Raw genomic sequence first — 17,507 nt, 5'->3', positions numbered from 1 at the left:
TTTGAACGGCCCGTCGATCACATCGTCTTTTGCATTCACATCCGAATGCCCTCGAGCATATAAGGGCGTCGGATCGCGGCCACGCCGGAAACCGCATCCGGCGAGGGCGTGTGCGATCACAACTGAACGCCCGGACACGTATAAGGGCACCGAACTGTCACGGCCGGAAACCGGCTATGACCACGTCTTCAACGGAACCCTCGAGTGTCCATAAGGCCGTCGGAACGAACCGACGAGCGTCGAGAGCGGATGTGCAGTTCCTCCGTGCCGGGTAACGGCCGAAGGACGCGGCGGCGAGCGCCGCGTTGTTCGCATTACAATCGAGTGCCCGGGTAGTATATAAGGCCGTCGAACGGTTCCCGCATCGGATCCCGATACCATGGCACGGTTTTCCACGAGAAAAGGGGGATGTGTTGCTATTAAAACACCAGTCGCTCGAGCAGTGCAATAGTCGCCGAGAATGTCACGCGGGCGGAGGTCGGCCGGTCATCCCACCCTCGTAGGGAGTCGGGCCGGATGATACCCGCGTGCGTCGTTCTCGAGCGCGGACGCGCAAGAAGGCTTCGTGTCACCGATCGCTGCCGGCCGTTCATGTCAATCAGTATGAACTGGCCGTTCGAGCGGCGCGAGACGCATCGATGCCGATAAACCACGTGCGTCGTAACGTAGGGACGAATGGTCCGGGACCCGTTCGCTTCGGAGTCGACGCCGTCCGCGGAGGAGATCTGCTCTGCGCTGGACGATCCCGACTGCCGTGAGATAATCCGCAACCTCGAGGAACCCATGACTGCATCGGAACTTACGAAGCGGTGTGAGATCCCGCAGTCGACGCTATACCGGAAACTCGAGTTGCTGACCGAGGCGACGCTGCTCGAGGAGTCGACCGAGATTCGACAGGACGGCCACCACGCGAGCAAGTACTCGGTCGCGTTCGACGAGATCACGCTGGGGCTGGACGAGGAGCGGCAGTTGACGGTCGAGATCGAGCGGCCGGCCCGGACCGCCGACGAGCGACTCGCGGAGCTGTGGTCGGAGGTGCGAAAGGAAACATGAACCCGTTCCCTGCCGGTCCGACGGAAACGATGCTCGCACTGGCGGTCGTGAAGACGCTCGTCCTCGTGGTCGGAAGCGTCATCACGTACTTCGCCTTCAAGGCCTATCGACGGACGCGCCAGCCGGCGCTTGGCTATCTCGCGGCCGGGTTCGGGATCGTGACGCTCGGATTCGTCCTGGCCGGCATGCTGTACGAGGTACTCGGTGTCGCGCTCGTGACGGGGATCCTGCTCGAGAGCCTGCTCGTGTTGGTCGGCTTTCTCGTGATCGCGTACTCGATGTACGCACAGTGAGCGGCCGGCGTGTCACGGCCGTAGACGTAACTGACAGTTGTGGCGTTCTCGTCTCGATTCTACCTCGAGAAGCGTCGAGCAATCGTAGTGGCACGGAGTTGTGATACCGTCCTCGACGACTCGTACGTCGATCCGTGAGTCGACGGCGGCAAACCGGTGTTCAACGTGCCGGCGTGGAATCGGGGCGATTATGCCGGCCCGCTCGTTCGTTCGATGGTCGTCGTCACCGGTTCAGCGTGTGAATCGCGTGTCCGAGCGCGTTCTCGGCGGCCTCCATCACTGATTCCGAGAGCGTGGGGTGGGTATGGACCGTCGCGGCGACGTCCTCGAGAGTCGCGCCGAGTTCGATCGCGAGGCCGAGTTCGGCGATCAGTTCCGAGGCTTCGGGACCGACGATCGAGGCACCGAGAAGGTAGCCGGATTCCTCGTCGGCAACGACCTTGACGAAGCCGTCCGAGTCGCCGGTCGTCAGCGCGCGACCGCTCGCGCGGAAGGGGAACTGGCCGGTTACGGGTTCGAAGCCGGCCTCGGCGGCCTCGGATTCGGTCATCCCGACGGTTCCGATTTCGGGGTCGGTGAAGACGGCTGCGGGCATGGCCTGATAGTCGATCGCGGCGGGTTCGCCGGCGATGACCTCGGCCGCGACTTGTCCCTCCGCGCTGCCCTTGTGAGCGAGCATCGGTTCGCCGGCGACGTCGCCGACGGCGAAGATATGCTCGAGGTTCGTGCGTGCGCGCGAATCGGTTTCAACGAAGCCGGCATCGTCGGTCTCGACGCCGGCTTCCTCGAGGTCGAGGGTGTCCGAGACGGGCTGGCGGCCGACGGCGACGAGTACCTTCTCGGCCTCGAGTTCGAGGCGCTCGTCTTCGACGGCTTCGGCGCCGCTCGCGGTTTCACCGCTCTCCTGTTCCGAGGCGTGTGATGCCTCGCCCCCACCATCGGCAGCGGCGTTGTCTGCCGGTTCGGCGACGACGCGGATCCCGTCATCGCCGTCGCGCTCGTGCCACTCCGACGCGGTATACCCGAATTCGAACTCGATCCCGAGGTCGGTCGCCCGCCCTTTGACGGGGCGTTTGAGATCGTCGTCGTATCCCGGGAGGATCGAGTCGAGCATCTCGATGACAGTCACGTCGGTCCCCAGTTTGGCGAAGACGCTTGCCAGCTCCATTCCGATATAGCCCGCGCCGACGACGACGAGCGAGTCCGGCACCGACTCGAGGGCGAGTGCCTGTCTCGAGTCCAGTACGGGCCCGTCGCCGAAGTCGAAATTGGGGATCTCGATGGGGCGGGAGCCGGTCGCGATGACCGCGTGTTCGAACTCGAGGCTCTCCGAGCCCTGACCCTCGCCACTGTGGGAGACGCGGGCGGTGTTCTCGCCGGCGAAGCGGGCGGTCCCCTCGAGCAAGGAGACTCCATTGGCCTTACAGAGCTTCTCGACGCCGCCCGTGAGCTGGTCGACGACGCCGTCTTTCCACGTCATCATCTCGCCGAGGTCGATCTCCGGGTCGGCGTGGACCCCCATCTCCTCGGCGGTCGCGGCGTCGTGAGCCACGTCGGTGGCGGTAATCAGCGCCTTCGAGGGGATACACCCGTAGTTCAGGCAGGTCCCTCCATAGGCGTCTTTCTCGACGAGCGTGACGTCGAGATCGAGCTGCCCCGCGCGGATCGCGGCCACGTAGCCCGCGGGACCCGCGCCGATGACCAGTACGTCCGTGCCGGTGGTGACGTCTCCAACGACCATCAGTTATCGTCCTCCGTCGTGCGTGTGATATGTGCGCTCATGTTCGGTAGTTCCGGCTTCGATTACTCGAGCAATAGTAGATGCGGGTTCTCGAGGTACTCCATGACGGTGTTCGTAAACTGTGCCCCGACCGCACCGTCGATCAGCCGGTGATCGAACGACAGCGAGAGGGTCATCACGGAACGCGGTTCGATCGACTCGGTGCCGTCCTCGTCGGTGACGACGCGAGGTTTGCGCTTGATCTCCCCGATCGCGAGGATGCCCGCCTCGGGGTAGTTGATGATCGGCGTGGCGTACTCACCGCCGATGCCGCCGATGTTGGTGATGGTAAACGTCGAGCCCCGGAGTTCGTCGGGACTGATCGTCCGGTCGCGGGCCTTCTGGACGACCTCGTTCATCTCCGAGGAGAGTTGCAAGAGCCCTTTCCGATCGGCGTCCTCGATCACCGGGACCATCAGTCCGACGTCGGTCGCGGTCGCGACCCCGATGTTGTAGTAATCGCGGTAGACGATCTCCTCGCTGGCCTCGTCGATGACGGCGTTCATCTCGGGGTATTCGTGCAGCGCCGCGATGACGGCCTTCATGATGAACGGCATGTAGGTCAGCCGGATGCCACGCTCCTCGGCGCGCGGTTTGAGGTCCTCGCGGGCCGCGACGAGTTCGGTCACGTCGACCTCGTCGTGGTGAGTGACGTGGGGCGCGCTGTACTTGGACTCGACCATCGCGTCGGCGATCGTCTTGCGCACACCCGTAAACGGCTCGCGACGCTCGCGCTCGCCCTCGGCGAAGTCAGCGCCCGTCGTCCCGACCGGTTCGCCCGCCTCGAGCGATTCGCGGTCGGCCTCCTGTGCCTGCCGCTGGGCCGCAGCGTACTCACGGACCGCCTCGGGCGTGACAAAGGCCTCGCCGTCGCGCTCCTCGTCAGTCGGGATGGCGTCGATATCGACGCCTTCCTCCTGGGCGATCCGACGGGTTGCGGGCGCTGCCAGCGTTTTGTCGCGGTCTGCGGAGTTGACCTGCCCTGGCGTCTCGTGTCGCCGGGCGCTCGAGTCCGCGGTTGCCGTCGCCGCGCTCTCGGTGGCCGTCTCCCCAGTAGTACCGGTCGCGGTCGAATCGGCCGTCTCGGACGCGGCCTCACCTGCCGTCGCGCCGGCGCTCTGGGACTGCGACCCTGCCGTTTCGCCGGCGGACTCGCCGCCTGCCGCGGCCCGCACGTCGTCCGCGGTAATCCGCCCGCCAGGACCGCTCCCCCGAACGCTCGAGAGGTCGATCCCCCGCTCGCGGGCCATGCGGCGGACGCGCGGGGGCGCGAAGACGCGGTCGTCCGGCGGCGCGGCGTCCTCGGCGTCTTCACCGGTCGCACCGGGGTCGCCGGCGGGTTCACTCGTCGACGCCTGCTCCGATTCGGGCTGCTCCGTGGCTCCCTCGCTCACGGCGTCGTCGTTCGCGTTTTCCGAGGCGCGTGGCGCCTCGCCTTCCACGTCGAACGAGATGATCACCGTCCCGACCGGGACGACCTCGCCCGCCTCGACGTGTAACTCACGGACCGTGCCGTCGACCGGCGCGGGGACCTCCACGAGGGCCTTGTCGGTCTCGACCTCCGCGACCGGCTGGTCCTCCGTGACAGCATCGCCCGGTTCGACCAGCCACGAGACCAGTTCGCCCTCTGCGACCCCTTCGCCGACGTCCGGTAGTTCGAACTCCCTGACCATGTTAGAACCCCGCAGCCCGTCGAATGCCGTCCTCGATGCGCGCCGCCTCGGGGAGGTAGTAGTCCTCGAGGGCGTACAGCGGGAACGGGGTATCGAACCCGGTGACTCGTTCGATCGGCGCTTCCTGATACAGCAGCGACTCTTCCTGTAAGGTGGCGGTGATCTCCGCGCCCAGCCCGCCCGTCTTGGGGGCCTCGTGGACGACCGCCGCGCGGCCGGTCTTCTCGAAGGATTCGACGATCGTCTCCTCGTCCAGCGGCGACAGCGTCCGTAAGTCGACGACCTCGGCGTCGATCCCCTCTTCGGCGAGGTTCTCGGCGGCCTCGAGGGTCGGTCTGGTCATCGCGCCCCACGTATAGACCGAGACGTCCGACCCCTCGCGGCGGACGGCCGCCTCGCCGAGCGGTACCTCGTAGGATTCGTTCGGGACGTCGTCGCGGAACGCCCGATAGATCAGCTTCGGCTCGAGGAACATCACCGGATCCGGACTTCGGATCGCGCTGATCAACAGCCCCTTGGTGTCGTAGGGAGTCGAGGGAACGACGACTTTGAGCCCGGGCTGGTGGACGAACATCGCCTCGGTCGACTCGGAGTGGTGTTCCGGGGCGCGGATGCCGCCGCCGTAGGGGGCCCGGATCACCATCGGACACGTGAATCGCCCGCGCGAGCGCGTTCGCAGGCGCGCCGCGTGCGAGACGATCTGGTCGAATCCAGGATAGATAAAGCCCAGGAACTGGATTTCGGGGACCGGCCGCATCCCGTAGGCGGCCATCCCGATTGCCGTGCCGATGATGCCCGATTCGGCCAGCGGAGTGTCGACGACCCGGTCGTCACCGAATTCGTCGTAGAGCCCCTCGGTCGCGCGGAAGACGCCGCCGTTTTTCCCGACGTCTTCGCCCATGACGATGACGTCGTCGTCGCGTTCCATCTCGGTGTGCAGTCCGTCCCGGACCGCCTGTACCAGCGTCAGACTCTCTGATTCTGCTGCCATGTGTTAGCCCTCCAAGAGCGCGTCGTCGCCGTGTTCCTCGCGAATCGATTCGAAGTACTCGAGTTGCCGTTGCAGCCGTCGGGGCATCCCCTCGTAGACGTGGGCGAAGATCTCCTCGGGGTCGGGCCGGTCGAACGACTCGGCCCCCTCGATGGCGTCGGCCACGTCGTCCTCGATCCGGTCCTCGATCGCGTCGACTCGCTCGTCATCGAGGATCCCGGTCGAGCGCAGATACGTCTCGAGACGCGGGATGGGATCCTTCTGTTTCCAGCGTTCGACCTCCTCGTCGGTGCGGTAGACGGAGGGGTCGTCGGCGGTGGTGTGGGCACCGAACCGGTACTGGACCGCTTCGATCAGCGTCGGTCGCAGTTCGTCCGCATCGGGGTCTTTGGCCTTTTCGACGGCCTCCTTGGTGACCTTGTAGACCGCCAGCGGATCCATGCCGTCGACCTGGACCCCGTCGAAGCCGTAGGCGGTGGCCTTCTGGGCGAGGGTATCGCTCGCGGTCTGGCGCTCCCGGGGCACGGAGATCGCCCACTGGTTGTTGTTACAGAAAAAGACCGACGGCGTGTCGAAGACGCCGGCGAAGTTCAGCCCCTCGTGGAAGTCACCCTCCGAGGTCGCGCCGTCGCCGAAGTAACAGACGAAGGCCTTCTCCTCGCCCTTGAGCTTCGAGGCCCAGGCCGCGCCGGTCGCGTGGGGGATCTGGGTCGCGATGGGGACCGCGACCGAGAACATGTTGACGTCCTCGGGGATGTAGTTGCCCCGCTCGTGGCCCATCCAGTACAACAGGGTACGCTCGAGGGAGAGACCGCGAACCAGGCCGACGCCGTGTTCGCGGTAGCTGGGGAAGACCCAGTCGCCGTCGGCGAGCGCGTGAGCGCTGCCGACCTGTGCGGCCTCCTGCCCCGACAGGGGCGGATACGTCCCCATTCGGCCCTGGCGTTGGAGACTGACGGCCCGCTCGTCGAATCGCCGCACGAGCCGCATCTGCTCGTACATCTCGACGAGTTCGTCCTCGGAGAGGTCGGGTACGTCGGCGTCGTCGAGGACGCGGCCGGTGTCGTCGAGAACCTGTACTCGCTCACGGGGATCGCGTTGTATCGTACTCACAGGAAGACCCACCTGTACATACCCTACCGAACTATCGCTCAAGGTAAAGGAGTTTCCCAAAATACGTTACTATTGGTGTGATTCTTGCCTGGCAGTTATCGAATCACCGCCCAATACCGAACAGTATCGGGTGAAAGCGAGCGAAAGAGATCATTCTTTGACGTTCGTTGGATTCGAATCGGGGAATCGGTGTCGGACTGGACGAACTCGAAATTCGATCGCGGGCGACTCGTGATGGACGGAGCCGGCGGGCCCGAGACGGTCCGTCGGCCGTCGCTCAGTGGCCCGTCTGCTGGGGCCTCGAGCGACGGGCATCGGCTCTCGCCTCCTCGAGGCTCTTGCCTTCCCGCAACACGGCGTCGACGAACAGTTCGCCCGCCTTGTACGACGAGCGGACCATGGGACCGCTGGCACAGTAGAGAAAGCCGAGTTCCGCCTCGGCGACGCGCCGCCACGTCTCGTACTTGTCGGGGTGGTCGTAGCGCTGGACCGCGAGGTGGTCCCGCGAAGGCCGCAAGTACTGGCCCAGCGTGACGATGTCGACGCCGCGCTCGCGACAGTCCGCTAACGTCTGATAGACCTCGTGATCGTACTCGCCGTGGCCGAGCATGATCGAGGTCTTCGTGTAGATGTCGGACTCGCGGTCGACCTGTTCCAGGACCGAGAGGCTCTGTTCGTAGCCCGCACGGCGGTCCCGGACCGGGAACTGCAAGCGCTCGACGGTCTCGACATTGTGGGCGATCACGTCCGGTTCGGCGTCGATGATCTTCCGGACGAGCCGTTCCTCGCCCTGGAAGTCCGGGATCAACACCTCGACGAGGATGCCGGGATGGCGGGCCTTGATCTCGCGTATCGTCTCGGCGAACTGGCCCGCGCCCTGATCGGGAAGGTCGTCGCGGTCGACGCTGGTCAACACGACGTAGTCCAACCCGATCTCGGCGATCGCGTCGGCGACGTTCGCGGGCTCGTCGGGATCGAGCGGCTCCATGCCGCCCGTTTGTACGTCACAGAAGTTGCAGGCTCGAGAGCAGCGATCGCCCAGCAGCATGAACGTGGCCGTTCCGCCGTCGGCCGACCCGTCGCCGGGTCCCGATCGACCCGACCAGCACTCGCCCAGATTGGGACAGTTTGCCTCCTCGCAGACGGTATGGAGGTCGTACTCGCGCAGTGTCTCGCGGATGCCGGCGAACTCCTGGCCCGATGGGGGGCGGCTCTTCAGCCAGTCGGGCTTTCGCGCGCGACTCATACCGGTACGTCGGGCCGATAGCCAAAAACCGTGGTGGTCCGGCGACCGAGCCCGATCAACGACCCGGTATGGAACTCTCTCGTCGTCCGGCGAACGACGGACCGGACGACGTTATCCTCCGCACGTTTTTTGAGTGAATCTAACGCGCATGTCGTCAGTCACCCGTATAATCAACTTCTGATGATAACAGCCGTCAGGAGTCCATCTCGTACTGAACGGGCCCGAACGCTCTGATCGATCCGTCGTCGCGACCTCTACTTCCACGTCGTAGGTTCCAGTTTCGACGATATTCGTATCACCACTACGGGAATGTCGCGTCGGAAAGATCCGATACCGACGTTCGTACACGACATCAGAATCAGTGAAAAGACCGCCGGCGGAGCTGATCGTCGTTTTCACCCACACTTCCTCGTCACGGTCGTTGCCCCAACTGACTGAGCCGTATCCGGAATCGAGCGCAGATACACCGGCGTAGACGCTCGTAGCACCAATAACTGCGCCACCACCTGTAAACAAAAGCTCCCGTCGAGTGGGCATTACGTGTCACCCGTAGCTAAAAACACTAAGACGTTCTGGCTCATTGAACGCAGCAACCAAATTCATTGAATGGCGTTTCGTAGTCCGTATCCAATGAGGAGAGTGGGCCATCAACGACCGTTAACCGGTCCGTTACCCCGATAGCTTTACGGACAGGTACGGAATAGGCGGGGCCGATGGCCCTCGGCTCGACGCCCGACTGGTTCCACATCAGCGACGACGAGGACGTCGTCTGGGAGAGCCGTCCCCATCCGGTCACGATGGGAACGCGACTCCCGGTCGGGATCGGGATCGCGATCGCGGGGTTTCTCCTCGCCGGCTGGAGCGGGACCGACGGCGTCGGGACCCTGACGATCCTCGGCGTTCTCGTGACCATCGTCGGCGCGGCCGTCGCCGGTGCCCGCTATCTCGTCTGGACGAACACCCGCTACGTCATCACCTCCACGGAACTCTACAAGAAACGCGGCGTCGTCTCCAGGGATGTCACCCAGTTTCGCCTCGAGCGGGTCCAGAACACCAGCCTCCGCCAGTCGTGGATCGGCCGGATGCTGGGGTACGGCGACCTGACGGTCTACACCGCTGGCTCGGGCGAGCCGGAACTGACCTTCGAGCGGGTCCCCAGTCCCGAGCGGGCGAGCAGCCGGCTCAGCGACCAGCTCGAGGCGGTTGCGACCGACGAGTCGGCGGTCTGAGGACCACAAGACCCATTATTGCGCGTTTCGGATCACCGATACGATGTCGACGGAGCGATCGACGGCCGGCGAACCCGCGGTATCGAGCCGATCGAGCATCGCGGCGAGTGCAGGCATCGGCGTCCTCACGGCCGCGATCAGCTATCTCGTCACCGCCCTGCTGATCGGGAGCGAAGTCCGCGAGCGGTTCGGCGACGGCGTCGCCGACTGGCGGGGCGCTGCCTGGTACTTCTACGAGGCCCACATGGTCGACGTGGAACTCACCGGACAGGTCGGCTCGGTCGGCGGGACCGACACCCTCGATCTCATCGCGCGAACGGGCGGTGCCGCGGACCTGCTGTACGTTGTCGTCCCGCTGGCGCTGATCGCGGCCGGGGCAGGGCTGGCCGTCCGGCTGGGAGCGAGCGAACTCGGCGACGCCATCACCATCGGGCTCCCGGTGATGATCGGCTATTCGGCGGTGCTGAGCGTCGGCGCGGTCGCCGCCAAATCGACGACCGAGGTGTCGGCGTTCGGGATCGAAGCGACGCGGACGGTCGCACCGGCGCTCGTGCCCGCAGTCCTCCTCGGCGGTGTGATCTACCCGCTCGTGTTCGCCACGCTGGGGGCCGCGATCGCGACGGTCCTCGCGTCGCGGTAGCCGGGAGACGCCTCGAAGGAAACGCCTTTGACCCGCCGCTTCTCCTGTCCGTGTGATGGAGGTCGCCGAGGTTCTCCCCGAGTTCGCCGACGCCTTCGCCTTCGAGGAGTTCAACCGCATGCAACGCGAGGCTCTACCGGCCTTGCTCGAGTCGTCGGAGAACGTGGTCGCGAGCGCGCCGACGGCCTCGGGGAAGACGGCGCTTGCGGAACTGGCGATCTGTAAGGCCTTAGCCGACGGCGGCACCGCGCTGTTTATCGCCCCGATGCGGGCGCTGACCAACGAGAAGGAAGACGACTGGGACCGCTTCGAGGCGCTGGATTACTCGGTCTACGTCGTCACCGGCGAGCGCGATCTCAACCCCCGCCGCGCGCGCCGGGCGGACATCCTCGTGATGACCCCCGAGAAACTGGACTCGGCGACCCGCAAACACGACTCCCGTCGCTACGACTTCGTCACCGACATCGACGTCTGTGTCATCGACGAGGTCCACTTGCTGGACGCGGACCGACGGGGGTCGGTGCTGGAGGTGACGATCTCCCGGCTGCGACGGCTCTGTGCGCCCCGCATCGTCGCGCTGTCGGCGACGATGCCAAACGTCGACGACGTGGCGGCGTGGCTCGACGCCCCCGAGGAGGCCACCTTCGAGTTCGGCGACGAGTACCGGCCCGTCGATCTCAAATCGGGCGTCAGGACCTACACCCACGGCGACAACGCCTTCGCGGACAAGTACCGCCGGCTCTACCGGGCGCTCGACCTCGCCGAACCCCACCTCCGGGAGGACGGCCAGGCGCTGGTCTTCGTCTCCTCGAGACAGGACACCGTCCAGGCGGCCAAGAAGGCCAGAGACGAGATCGCCGAACGCGACGTCTCGATGGGCGTCCGTGGGGACTACGATTTCCACACCGATCTGAAGGAGGCGATCGACAACGACACCCTCCGGCAGTCGATCCTCGACGGCGTCGCCTTCCACCACGCGGGCCTCTCGAAGGAGGAGCGGGACCTCGTCGAGGAGTGGTTCAAACAGGGACACATCGAACTCCTCTTTTCGACGTCGACGCTGGCGTGGGGCGTCAACCTGCCGGCCCGCTGTGTCGTGATCCGGGATACGAAATACCACGATCCCCTCGAGGGCGAGGTCGACATGAGTCCGCTCGATGTCCTCCAGATGCTCGGCCGCGCCGGCCGCCCGGGGTACGACGACGTCGGCTACGGCTGGGTCGTCTGTGACTCGAGCGAGGCCGACAAGTACCGCCGCTTGCTCCGGGACGGCAAGGAGATCGAGTCCCGGCTCGCGGAGAGCCTCGAAACGCATCTCAACGCCGAGATCGCGATGGGGACGATCACCGATCTCGAGGACGTGATGGACTGGCTCGAGACGACCTTCTACTACGTGCGCGGCCAGTCCAAACCCGACGAGTACGACTTTCCGAACCTGCGCGAGCGGGTCCGGGACTGCCTCGAGGGGCTGGTCGAACGCGGCTTCGTCGAGACCGGCGAGGACCTCTCGATCGAGGCGACGCCGTTGGGCGTCTTGACCTCGAAGTACTACCTCCGGCTGGATACGGCCGCCCGCTTCGCCGCGCTCTGTGACCGGGCCGAATCGGGCCCGATCACGGCCGGGGACGTCCTCGAGACGGTCGCGACCGCCGAGGAGTTCGACTCGGTGTCGGCCCGACAGGACGAACGCGACGCGATATCCGCGGTCTTAGTCGGCGAGGACACCGACGATCTCGACGCCGGCGAGCGGAAGGTCCTCGCAATCTTGCGCGGGGCGGCGAGCGGGTCGACGCCGGCGGAACTTCGCAGCGACGCGTGGGCCATCCGGCGCAACGCGACTCGACTCGTCTCCGCGCTGGGGGCCTTCCTCGATCGGTTCGTCGGTCCCCACGCCGCGAACCTCGCACGGCGGGTCGAGGCCCGCATCGAGAACGGCGTCGCCGAGGACGCGGTCGGACTGACCGCCATCGACGGCGTCGGGCCGGGCCGGGCGAGCAAGCTCGCGAAAGAGGGACTGTCGACGCCCGGCGACGTCGCCGACGCCGGCGTCGAGGGGCTGATCGACGCTGGCCTCTCGGAAGGCGTCGCCGAGCGTGTCGCCGAGGGTGCGTCGTCGCTGCCCGCCCTCGAGATCGACTGGGGACAGTTCCCCGAGACCGTCGCGACCGGCGAGAACGAGGTCTGTGACGTGACCGTTCGGAACGTTAGCGAGCCGGCCCGCGCAGGGATCCGGGTGACCGTCAACGGCGTGGAAATGACGAGTTCGAACACCTACCTGCGCGACGCGGAGACCGTTCCGGTCGGCGTCTTCGGCGCGGATGCCGAGAAACTCGAGTTTACCGTCAGCGTCGCCTTCCCGGAGGAGCCGCTGGTGCCGATCACGGCGAGCCGGACGGTCGAAGTCGAATAACGGCTTCGCGCTGCGATCAGAGGGTCGACTCGAGAACGGTCGCCCGGAGTTCGGCGGACGAGTCGACGACCGCGTCGGCTCTCGAGCGGTCGATGTCGCCGTGGGCAGCGATTCGGTAGGCGACGACGGTCGCGCCCGCTCTGTCGCCGGCTTCGATCCCGTTTTCGGAGTCCTCGACGACGACGCACTCCACAGCCGAGACGCCGAGTTCGGCGGCCGCGTACTCGAAGACGTCCGGTTCGGGCTTGCTTGCCGCGTCGATGTCGTCGGCGCTGATCACGCGGTCGAACGCCCCCTCGAGGTCGAATCGCTCGAGGACCATGTCGATCCAGTCGTGGGGCGACGAGGAGACCAGCGCCGTGTCGACCCCGCGGTCGTCCAGTTCGGCGAGCAGATCGTAGAGACCATCGAGCAGGGCGACCCGCTCGGTGTAGATCTCCTCGGCGGCAGCCTCGAAGCGTGCGACGAACTCCGTACGGGAGATGGCCGTCCCGTACTCGGCCTCGAGGTAGTCGTAGATATCGCGGAAGTTCATCCCGCTGGTCTCGGCCAGGTCGACCTCGGCGTCGGGGACGGTCGCGGGAAAAATCTCCTCGCGCTCGAACTCGACCCAATAGTCCTCGCTATCGACCAACACGCCGTCCATATCGAACAACACTGCGTTCATGTGACTCAGGCTATCCGGTCGTGACGGATAGCCGTTTGGCACGACGCGGTGAGCAGTAGCTACTCTGTGCGGTGGCGCGCGCTGTCAGCCGCCCGAACGATAGTGAGGGCTGCTGACGATACTGTGCGAGGGATGAGCGAGCGACTCCGGAGCGAGCGTTAGCGCGGAACTGCAGGTCCCGCGAACCGTCCGAACGGGTGCATCGCACCCGTGCGGAGAAATCGGCTGGGGAGGGCGTGGCTACTCAGTGTTGCCACGGTAGCAGGACGCCTCTCGTCGGTCGTTCCTAGCGGTCACTCCAATCCGAACACGTCGCCGCGCCGCTCATGGGCCATCTCCGCGGTCACCGCCTCTGCGATTTCGCCGCCGAACTCCCGCTCGAGCAGCCACAGCGCCAGATCGATCCCCGAGGTCACGCCGCCGGCCGTAACGACGTCGCCGTCGTCGACGACCCGCTCGTCGACCACGGTCGCCGCGGTGGCCGCGAGGTCGTCGACGGCGACGGGATGGGTCGCGGCCGGTCGGCCCTCGAGGATCCCGGCCGCGGAAAGCACCATCGCGCCGGTACAGACCGAGGCGATCGTCGCCCCGTCGTCGTAGCGCTCGCGGACGGCCTCCGGGAGCGCGCCGTCCTCGACGGCCGCCCGGACGCCGCCCTCGGTCGTCCACCCGCCACCGGGAACGAGCAGCAGATCCGGCTCCCCAAGCGTCCCGTCGGGCTCGAGGCGGAGCCCGTGGCTCGCCCGCACGGGATCCGTCTCCGCGAGGGTCACCAGCCGCGTCTCGAGCGACGCGCCAGCCTGGGCCCCGTTCCGGAGGACCTCGTAGGGACCGATCGCATCGAGTTCGTCGAAGCCGTCGAATAGTACGATTTCGGCAGCAATATCGGCCATACCTCCTCGTCGCCGGCGACGAGCAAAGCCGTTTGTGTCTTCGGCAGCCGTCACTGGACACTCCGCTCGATCGCCCGTCCCGAGCCGTCGATCGGCCCGCTCGAGGCGGCGGCACGTGTCGCGCGACGCGCCGTCCCGTCGTCGCGCCGGGGTCACCCGGGTGTCGCCGATCCCCCGGTACTCGGATCGCGGTAAACCGGGCACAAACGGGCGAAAACGTCGGTCAAACACCCGAAAACGGCGGCAAAGCGCGTTCACGGCATCACCCCTTCAAGTGCGTCGACCCGCCGAGAATCGGATGCGAGCTATGAACCGAACGACCATCATCGCAGTCGCACTCGCCGCATTGATCGCAGCCACCGGGTTCGCCGCCGCGGCACCCGGCTCCGCTCCCGTGTCCGTGGACACGGGCGCAGACAGTACTGCCGACGACCACCCTGCGAACGACCGCGCAGGATCCGCGGACGACCACGACAACGGCAGCGAGAACGGAGCCGCCGACGCTGATGACCGGAACGGGCAGGGGCCCGCCGTCGACCTCCCTGAACAGGTTCCCGACCACGTCTCCGCGATCCACGACCGGATCTCGGCGTTCCTGAGCGGCGACCTCGAGACCTCGCTGGGCGATGCGATCAGTGAGGTCACGCCGGACGACGAGGACGCTGCCGACGAAGATGACGCGACCGAGAGCGGTGACGACTCCGACGAGAGCGACGCCGGCGACACCACCGACGAGGACAACGACGCTGACGACGAACAGTCAGACGAGAGCAACGCTGGCGACACCGCCGACGAGGACAACGACGCTGACGACGAAACCGACGAATAGACCACCCGGTAACGCTACACACCTATGCCCCCATTCGCACAGCCGGCACCGATCGGACTCGAGGACCGACTGCTGGCGTTCGCCGTGAGCCTGCTGGTCGGCGGCGCGGCCCTCCAGGCCGGCACCTACGTCGTCGCCGAGACCCGCGACTACGGCCACGCGGTGGTGACCGCGCTACTGGCCGCCCTCGCCTGGGCGGTCCTCGAGTCGGTGCCGCTGGTCGGCGGCCTGCTGGCGATCGTCGCCTGGGTCGCGGTCGTCAAGTGGCGCTACGACCTCGGCTGGCTCCGGTCGGCCGGGGTCGGCGTCGCCGCCTGGGCGGCCGCCGTGGTCGTCCTCGCGGCCCTCGAGCTGATCGGTATCGGCTCGGTGTCGGCGCTCGGCGTGCCGGGCACCTGAATCGCGTTCCCGCTGACGGTTCCGTACCTGTCCCGCTGACGTATTCCCCTCCACCCCGCTGACGTTTCTCCCGAACACTACCGTCTACGAACCGTCTCCCCCGCGGCGACGGCCCCACACGGGCGGTTATCGCGAGGGAGGTATCAAGTGTATTGAAAGCGTACCGGTTCGTATGGTTTCCATCGTCGGCTCGTTCGTCGCGTTTCTGGTCGCACTGGTAGTCGGCGGGCTGGCGATCTACGTCAGCGCGCGGGTCGTCGCCGACGTGGACGACTACTCACACGCGTTCGTCACGGCGATCCTCGGCGGGTTCGCGTGGGGGCTGACCGCGTGGATCCCCCTGTTTGGCCCGATCCTCGCCCTGATCGCCTGGGTCTGGGTGATCAACTGGCGCTACCCCGGCGGCTGGGGGGCGGCCGCGGCCATCGGGTTCATCGCGTGGCTCGCCGCGATCGCGATCCTGTTCGTCCTCAACGCCGTCTTCCGACTCGGCGTCGGCGCGTTCGGCGTCCCTGGGGCGTAAGCGGCCCCGCCATCGGCCGACGGCGATCAATACCCAGCCGACGGTGGCGACATCCGGCTCAAATCGGCACAAATCGCGGTCACCGACTGCCCGGTTGATAGGGGTGAGCCGCCACGCTCGAGCCGTGATGCAACGACCGATACTCACGATCGCGGTTGCACTGACACTCCTCCTCGGCGCGACCGGTGCCGCGGCGGCACAGCCCGCGGACGGCCCGCCGAGTGACCTGCCCGATCGGGTTCCGGACTTCGTCTCCGACCTCCTCGAAACGATCACCGACGTCCTCGGCGGTGCCCTTGAGGCCGTCGGCGAGGCCATCCGGAGCGTCACGCCCGGTAATGGCGCGGCCATCCCGAACGGTAACGGCGAGTGATAGTCGCCCAATACGTTCTCGTCGAATCCGGCACGGAATCCCGTTTTAGCGGGTTAGGTTCCGTTTTCCGACATCCGTGTGTTTTAAGCGAGCTGGGAAGTACCGACCCGTATGAACGGTCGCGCCGCCGTGACGGTCGCGGTCGTCGCGCTACTACTCGTCGCAGCCGGTCCCAGTGCAGCGACCGGAACGGTGGCGACGGGAGGGGCCCAGTCGGAGCCGTTTACCCTCCAGCAGGACGGGATCGACGCCGACGAGGTCCGGATGGACGTCGCGCTCCGGGCCGACGGCAGCGCCGACTGGACCCTCGAGTTCTGGATCCGACTCGACGACAACGAGAGCGAGGCGGCGTTCGAGTCGTTACGCGACGATATCCGGGAGGAGCCGGCAAACCACACGGCGCGGTTCGCCGAGCGGATGAACGGGACGGTCGCGACGGCGAGCAACGCGACCGGGCGGGAGATGGCCGCCGCCGACTTCGCCGTCGAGACCGAGCGCCAGTCGTTCGCCCGCGAGTACGGCGTGGTCAGGTACACGTTCCGCTGGGACGGGTTCGCCGCCGTCGATGGCGACCGGCTCCGGGCCGGCGACGCCGTCGCGGGACTCTACCTCGACGACGGGACCCGACTGCTGATCGAGTGGCCCGAGGGCTACGAGCGGACGTCGGTCGCGCCCGACCCGGACGACGAGCGCGAGCGGGCCGTGATCTGGCGGGGCGACGACACCGACTTCGTCGACGACGAACCCGAGGTCGTCGTCACCGCCGCGGGCGGCGCGACCGGCTCGAGTCCGCTGCTGATCGCGGGCGGGGTGGTCGTCCTGCTCGGCCTCGGAGCCGCCGGCGCGTGGTGGTACCGGAACCGCGAGCCGACGGCGGATCGACCCGGCGGCGACGGGACCCCTGCGGCCGGCTCCGGGGGCGGGTCCGCGTCCGGTACCGACACCGAGTCTCCATCCGGATCGGCTGCCGAGACCGCATCGGCCGCCGACTCGAGTCCGGCGGGCACGTCCGACCCGGCAAGCGACGCCGACGCCGCGGGCGCGGCCGCGGGGGTCGACACGGAACTGCTGAGCAACGAGGAACAGGTCCTTCGGCTGGTCAAAGAGCGGGGCGGCCGGATGAAACAGCAGGCGGTCGTCGAGGAACTGGACTGGACCGACGCAAAGACCAGCAAGGTCGTCAGCGGGCTCCGCGAGGACGGCAAGCTCGAGTCGTTCCGGCTCGGCCGCGAGAACGTCCTCTCGCTGCCCGAGGTCGACGACGGAATCGTCCCGGACTCGGCAGATGAGGACGAATGACTCGCGTCGGGCCGACCGAGACGGATGCGGAGCGAAAACCGTCGAAATCGCCGGACGGGAGCGGATCGAAAACAGCGTTAAACGGCGTTAACCGTC

Annotated in this window: 17 protein-coding genes; 10 read left to right on the top strand and 7 right to left on the bottom strand. The window is 66.6% G+C overall.

Features of this window, described 5'->3' with window-relative positions:
* The first annotated feature begins 675 nt into the window (after positions 1-675).
* Both ACERIM_RS14940 and ACERIM_RS14935 read left to right on the top strand, forming a co-directional pair.
* Entirely contained in the window at positions 676-1,053 is a 378-nt protein-coding gene (locus ACERIM_RS14940; protein WP_006648663.1) for a helix-turn-helix domain-containing protein, read from the top strand.
* Positions 1,050-1,346, top strand: coding sequence for a hypothetical protein (locus ACERIM_RS14935; protein WP_066299909.1), 297 nt, complete (start codon positions 1,050-1,052; stop codon positions 1,344-1,346). The genes ACERIM_RS14940 and ACERIM_RS14935 overlap by 4 nt, the downstream gene beginning before the upstream one ends.
* A gap of 223 nt (positions 1,347-1,569) precedes the next feature.
* Here ACERIM_RS14935 and ACERIM_RS14930 read toward each other — a convergent pair whose 3' ends face one another.
* The 5 genes from ACERIM_RS14930 to lipA form a co-directional block, all read right to left on the bottom strand.
* Positions 1,570-3,087: an NAD(P)/FAD-dependent oxidoreductase gene (locus tag ACERIM_RS14930; RefSeq protein ID WP_373633303.1), complete on the bottom strand. Its 1,518-nt coding sequence runs from the start codon at positions 3,085-3,087 to the stop codon at positions 1,570-1,572.
* 62 nt (positions 3,088-3,149) lie between these two features.
* The gene (locus ACERIM_RS14925; protein ID WP_373633302.1) at positions 3,150-4,799 is read right to left on the bottom strand and encodes a dihydrolipoamide acetyltransferase family protein; all 1,650 of its coding nucleotides are present in this window, start codon (positions 4,797-4,799) and stop codon (positions 3,150-3,152) included.
* Position 4,800: 1 nt separating this feature from the next.
* Entirely contained in the window at positions 4,801-5,790 is a 990-nt protein-coding gene (locus ACERIM_RS14920; RefSeq protein WP_006648659.1) for an alpha-ketoacid dehydrogenase subunit beta, read from the bottom strand.
* 3 nt (positions 5,791-5,793) lie between these two features.
* On the bottom strand, positions 5,794-6,903 hold the full coding sequence (pdhA, locus tag ACERIM_RS14915; protein WP_006648658.1) for a pyruvate dehydrogenase (acetyl-transferring) E1 component subunit alpha: 1,110 nt from the start codon (positions 6,901-6,903) through the stop codon (positions 5,794-5,796).
* Positions 6,904-7,180: 277 nt separating this feature from the next.
* Entirely contained in the window at positions 7,181-8,149 is a 969-nt protein-coding gene (lipA, locus tag ACERIM_RS14910; RefSeq protein ID WP_006648657.1) for a lipoyl synthase, read from the bottom strand.
* A gap of 713 nt (positions 8,150-8,862) precedes the next feature.
* Here lipA and ACERIM_RS14905 point away from each other — a divergent pair.
* Genes ACERIM_RS14905 through ACERIM_RS14895 form a run of 3 tightly spaced genes read left to right on the top strand, consistent with a single transcriptional unit; the run spans position 8,863 to position 12,428 of the window.
* Complete coding sequence (locus ACERIM_RS14905; protein WP_373633301.1) at positions 8,863-9,378, top strand: PH domain-containing protein; 516 nt, start codon at positions 8,863-8,865, stop codon at positions 9,376-9,378.
* 43 nt (positions 9,379-9,421) lie between these two features.
* Complete coding sequence (locus ACERIM_RS14900) at positions 9,422-10,018, top strand: hypothetical protein (protein ID WP_373633300.1); 597 nt, start codon at positions 9,422-9,424, stop codon at positions 10,016-10,018.
* 55 nt (positions 10,019-10,073) lie between these two features.
* Positions 10,074-12,428, top strand: coding sequence for a DEAD/DEAH box helicase (locus ACERIM_RS14895; RefSeq protein WP_373633299.1), 2,355 nt, complete (start codon positions 10,074-10,076; stop codon positions 12,426-12,428).
* Between the two features lie 16 nt (positions 12,429-12,444).
* Here the strand turns inward: ACERIM_RS14895 and ACERIM_RS14890 are convergent, their stop codons facing one another.
* A complete protein-coding gene (locus ACERIM_RS14890; protein WP_006648653.1) occupies positions 12,445-13,095 on the bottom strand; it encodes an HAD family phosphatase in 651 nt (216 codons plus the stop codon).
* A gap of 293 nt (positions 13,096-13,388) precedes the next feature.
* Entirely contained in the window at positions 13,389-13,988 is a 600-nt protein-coding gene (locus ACERIM_RS14885) for a DJ-1/PfpI family protein (RefSeq protein ID WP_049965109.1), read from the bottom strand.
* Between the two features lie 307 nt (positions 13,989-14,295).
* Between ACERIM_RS14885 and ACERIM_RS14880 the strand changes: the two genes are divergently transcribed.
* The 5 genes from ACERIM_RS14880 to ACERIM_RS14860 all read left to right on the top strand — a co-directional run bounded on the left by ACERIM_RS14880 (position 14,296) and on the right by ACERIM_RS14860 (position 17,411).
* Positions 14,296-14,817, top strand: coding sequence for a hypothetical protein (locus tag ACERIM_RS14880; protein ID WP_006648649.1), 522 nt, complete (start codon positions 14,296-14,298; stop codon positions 14,815-14,817).
* Positions 14,818-14,841: 24 nt separating this feature from the next.
* Positions 14,842-15,216, top strand: coding sequence for a hypothetical protein (locus tag ACERIM_RS14875; RefSeq protein WP_373633298.1), 375 nt, complete (start codon positions 14,842-14,844; stop codon positions 15,214-15,216).
* Between the two features lie 172 nt (positions 15,217-15,388).
* Positions 15,389-15,739, top strand: a complete 351-nt coding sequence (locus ACERIM_RS14870) for a hypothetical protein (protein ID WP_006648647.1) — start codon at positions 15,389-15,391, stop codon at positions 15,737-15,739.
* 127 nt (positions 15,740-15,866) lie between these two features.
* Complete coding sequence (locus ACERIM_RS14865) at positions 15,867-16,112, top strand: hypothetical protein (protein ID WP_006648646.1); 246 nt, start codon at positions 15,867-15,869, stop codon at positions 16,110-16,112.
* A 111-nt stretch (positions 16,113-16,223) separates the two neighbouring features.
* Positions 16,224-17,411, top strand: a complete 1,188-nt coding sequence (locus ACERIM_RS14860) for a helix-turn-helix transcriptional regulator (protein ID WP_373633297.1) — start codon at positions 16,224-16,226, stop codon at positions 17,409-17,411.
* Positions 17,412-17,507: the final 96 nt, after the last annotated feature.

Source organism: Natrinema sp. H-ect1 (genome assembly GCF_041821105.1).
Lineage (GTDB): Archaea > Halobacteriota > Halobacteria > Halobacteriales > Natrialbaceae > Natrinema > Natrinema thermotolerans.
This window is presented reverse-complemented; position numbering and strand designations above follow the sequence as displayed.

What these genes read in the sequence shown, in the direction of transcription:
- ACERIM_RS14940 (WP_006648663.1), top strand. Translation starts at nt 676, where the DNA reads ATGGTCCGGGACCCGTTCGCTTCGGAGTCGACGCCGTCCGCGGAGGAG.
- ACERIM_RS14935 (WP_066299909.1), top strand. Translation starts at nt 1,050, where the DNA reads ATGAACCCGTTCCCTGCCGGTCCGACGGAAACGATGCTCGCACTGGCG.
- ACERIM_RS14930 (WP_373633303.1), bottom strand. Translation starts at nt 3,087, where the DNA reads ATGGTCGTTGGAGACGTCACCACCGGCACGGACGTACTGGTCATCGGC.
- ACERIM_RS14925 (WP_373633302.1), bottom strand. Translation starts at nt 4,799, where the DNA reads ATGGTCAGGGAGTTCGAACTACCGGACGTCGGCGAAGGGGTCGCAGAG.
- ACERIM_RS14920 (WP_006648659.1), bottom strand. Translation starts at nt 5,790, where the DNA reads ATGGCAGCAGAATCAGAGAGTCTGACGCTGGTACAGGCGGTCCGGGAC.
- lipA (WP_006648657.1), bottom strand. Translation starts at nt 8,149, where the DNA reads ATGAGTCGCGCGCGAAAGCCCGACTGGCTGAAGAGCCGCCCCCCATCG.
- ACERIM_RS14905 (WP_373633301.1), top strand. Translation starts at nt 8,863, where the DNA reads ATGGCCCTCGGCTCGACGCCCGACTGGTTCCACATCAGCGACGACGAG.
- ACERIM_RS14900 (WP_373633300.1), top strand. Translation starts at nt 9,422, where the DNA reads ATGTCGACGGAGCGATCGACGGCCGGCGAACCCGCGGTATCGAGCCGA.
- ACERIM_RS14895 (WP_373633299.1), top strand. Translation starts at nt 10,074, where the DNA reads ATGGAGGTCGCCGAGGTTCTCCCCGAGTTCGCCGACGCCTTCGCCTTC.
- ACERIM_RS14890 (WP_006648653.1), bottom strand. Translation starts at nt 13,095, where the DNA reads ATGAACGCAGTGTTGTTCGATATGGACGGCGTGTTGGTCGATAGCGAG.
- ACERIM_RS14885 (WP_049965109.1), bottom strand. Translation starts at nt 13,988, where the DNA reads ATGGCCGATATTGCTGCCGAAATCGTACTATTCGACGGCTTCGACGAA.
- ACERIM_RS14880 (WP_006648649.1), top strand. Translation starts at nt 14,296, where the DNA reads ATGAACCGAACGACCATCATCGCAGTCGCACTCGCCGCATTGATCGCA.
- ACERIM_RS14875 (WP_373633298.1), top strand. Translation starts at nt 14,842, where the DNA reads ATGCCCCCATTCGCACAGCCGGCACCGATCGGACTCGAGGACCGACTG.
- ACERIM_RS14870 (WP_006648647.1), top strand. Translation starts at nt 15,389, where the DNA reads ATGGTTTCCATCGTCGGCTCGTTCGTCGCGTTTCTGGTCGCACTGGTA.
- ACERIM_RS14865 (WP_006648646.1), top strand. Translation starts at nt 15,867, where the DNA reads ATGCAACGACCGATACTCACGATCGCGGTTGCACTGACACTCCTCCTC.
- ACERIM_RS14860 (WP_373633297.1), top strand. Translation starts at nt 16,224, where the DNA reads ATGAACGGTCGCGCCGCCGTGACGGTCGCGGTCGTCGCGCTACTACTC.